At 38.7% G+C, this 3,174-nt stretch carries 1 protein-coding gene and 1 pseudogene; both read left to right on the top strand.

All coding sequences use genetic code 11. The features are described 5' to 3' along the window. Positions 1 to 242: 242 nt before the first annotated feature. Positions 243 to 341, top strand: a pseudogene (locus tag A3EO_RS13945) (ESPR domain-containing protein); the annotation flags it as partial. Between the two features lie 393 nt (positions 342 to 734). Continuing rightward, a partial coding sequence (locus A3EO_RS13000) for a beta strand repeat-containing protein (RefSeq protein ID WP_248660648.1) occupies positions 735 to 3,174 on the top strand: 2,440 nt, incomplete at its 3' end.

The following is a 3,174-nucleotide window of genomic DNA, read 5'->3' as shown; positions in this document are numbered from 1 at the left end:
CACGCGTAATAAAATGTCAGGGCAGGACATGTCCGTAGAGCTTGTGAAGTGAACTTCATTAGAAGTCAGCAACAAGAACCCACCGAGAGTAGCCCGCACAAAAAGTGTGGGAGCTAGTAGGAATCCCCGTCCTTTATGGTGGGGAGGATGTCAAGTGGTAAATAAACGTGATTTTGACGATTTGTAATTGCAAATTGTGATCTTTACTTAAAGAATCTTTTTTAATCCTAAAGGAGCATTATATGAATAAAATTTACCGTGTTGTTTGGAATGCAACATTAGGCGTATGGCAATGTGTTTCAGAATTAGCCACTTCTAAGGGGAAAACAAAGTCCAGTAGACAATTAAAAAATAGCGAGAAAAAATATAAAAAGGGTATATTTGTTGTTTCTCTTTTAACCCTTTCTATTCAAAATATTTTTGCTGTTGATATAAACTGGGAGAATAATCAAAACGGTGCTGGGATTGGTATTTTTAATACTAACTTACATATTAATTCTGTCTATGAGACTGTTTCAGCTTTAGTAGAAGCACGCAATATCACCAGTTTTGACGACTTTAAACAGAAAGTACAAGAAAGATTTAATAGCAAGAACGACTTCTCAACAATAAAAGTAGGTACTCTCTATGATTATGGTCCCGGTAAGAAGAGAAACAGTGACCTTCAGCAATCATTATACTTCTATAATTCTACTATTCAAAAAAATGAGAATACACAAGGATTAAAGTTAAAGTTGCTCGTTTTAGGGGAAAGCAGTCCAGGTTTATTTTCATTAGATAACTCAACTTTTGAAACACCTGAAATCGCAATTGGGCAAGATAATAGTCGTCATAATACAACAATTAACGTTTTCAATAATAGTCGACTTTCAAGTGATACCATTTACCATGGACAAGCCAATGGCTTAACAATGAAAGTCAGCAATAACTCGTCTTTTAACTTAAGTAAGCAAGGAAATTTTTCTGGATCAACATTAACATTTGCCAATAACAGTAATAATAACAGTAATAAAGTAAGCACAATTAATGCCAATTACTCCAGTTCATCACTAACTCTAGATAATGCAAAAGTACAATTTACTAATAATGCGACACTTGCCAATTTATCATCGGCAACCCTCAATGCAGGTGGGGAATTAGATTTAACTAATGGTCTAACTTTAACTAATTCTGTCTTAACTCTTAATGGTGGAAAACTTACTGCTAGTGAAACAGGTATTGTTACTACTACATCAGGCGCTAACCCAATTGTTTTAAATGCAAATTCAACGATTGGTGTAGCTGATACCAAAACATTAACATTAGATGAAAAAAGCGTTATTTCAGGAAGTGGGGGCTTAACTAAAGAGGACAGTGGTACCTTAATTTTGGGGGCAAATAATACCTACACAGGAAGAACAACGGTTTCTGGTGGCGAGTTGCAATTAGGAAATGGTAATGCAACGGGTACAGCTAGTAGTGGTGAGATTGCTTTATCTGAAGGTACGACTCTCTCACTTGATCACGGCAGCAATAATTTCACTTTAGATAATGCGATTTCAGGTAGTGGAAAAATTAGTCAATTAGCTAACAATACAGGTACAACAATCGTTACCAATAATAATACCAGCTTTACCGGTGATGTGGAAATCCACGGCGGTACTTTACAAGTCGGTAATGGCGGTACTACCGGTGATATCGGTAATGGCACTGTAACAACAGATGCCAATACCACTCTAAAAATCAATCGTTCAGATAATTATACTTTAGATAACACTGTTACAGGTGATGGCAACCTAATACAAGCAGGTAATGGTACAACTATCGTTACAAAAGATAACACTTATACAGGGACAACCACAATTAACTCAGGCACATTGCAAGTGGGGAATGGTAGTACCTCGGGCGACATTGGTAATGGTACTGTTACTGTAAGTTCAGGGGCAAATTTACAGATCAACCGTTCAGATAGCTATATCTTAGATAACAACGTTACAGGAGCAGGTAACTTAACCCAAGCAGGTATAGGTACAACAACTGTTACTAAAGCCAATACTTACACCGGTAAAACGACTGTTTCTAACGGTACATTGGATATTGCCAACGGCGGTAGCATTATCGGCACCAGCGATGTGTTGATTGATAGCAATGTAGCTTACAATGCAGATAATCAAGCCAAATTGACGGTTAACGGTCAATTACAAACCGCAGGTCATGGCGATGTAGAAATTAATAACGGTTTATTTACGGTCAACGGTACAGCAACGGTTGGTAATATTAAATCTACGACAGGTTCGGATGATAAATTAGCTACAGTAAATGTAGATGAGAATGGAGTGTTAACGACTAATCTAGTTGATGGCGATGTGCTTTTCCAGAACTTTAAAACCACTCCAGCTCCAGATACAGTAACAGTTGATGGTACATGGAATGCTAATGTTGCGAGCGGTACAGTGGCACAAGAAACCGATGCCGCATTCACTGGAAGCGGTACATTGAACAAAACGGGTAGCGGTACGTTAACCTTAGATGCAACTAACACTATCGGTAACACCAATATCCAAGATGGTGTAATTAGTGTTAATACAGGTAAGTCTTTAACGGTCGCAAACAATTTAACTGTTGGTGATGAGCAAGGGGGGACTGGTAGTGCGAAACTAGATAACAAAGGTACTGTAACTACAGGTAGCGTTACTGTTAAAGGACCGGATGGACAAGTTGATACCACAGGTACATTAACGATCGCAAAAGACTTAACAGTAGATGGTGGCGCAGTAAACGTTACAGGTGGTAAAACTGATGTTAAAACGACCAATATCAACGCGGGAGCAGTGAGCGTTGCAGAAGGAGCAACCTTAGAGAGTGATACCTTAAATGTAGGTAATGAAGACAATGGCATTCCAAATACAGCAGCCTTGACTAATAGTGGTACAGTAACCAGCACAGAGATAAATATTAAAGCTGATGGTAAATTAGAGAATGCAGGTTCATTAGGGACTGAGACTTCTCCGATTACTGATATTAACGTCAGAGGTGGTACATTCAGCTCAACAGGTACGACTAACGCAACTAACCTGACTGCAAACTCAGGTACAGTCGCCTTAGGTGCTAATAGTACAACTACCTTAAATCAAGAGCTCAATGTCAGTGGCACAGCGGATGTGGATGTTGCGGGTACAGTTACTGCGCCAACTA

This window comes from Gallibacterium anatis DSM 16844 = F 149 (assembly GCF_000379785.1).
Classification (GTDB): Bacteria; Pseudomonadota; Gammaproteobacteria; order Enterobacterales; family Pasteurellaceae; genus Gallibacterium; species Gallibacterium anatis.
The sequence above is the reverse complement of the archived record's forward strand: the minus strand, read 5'-3'. Positions and strand labels throughout refer to the sequence as shown.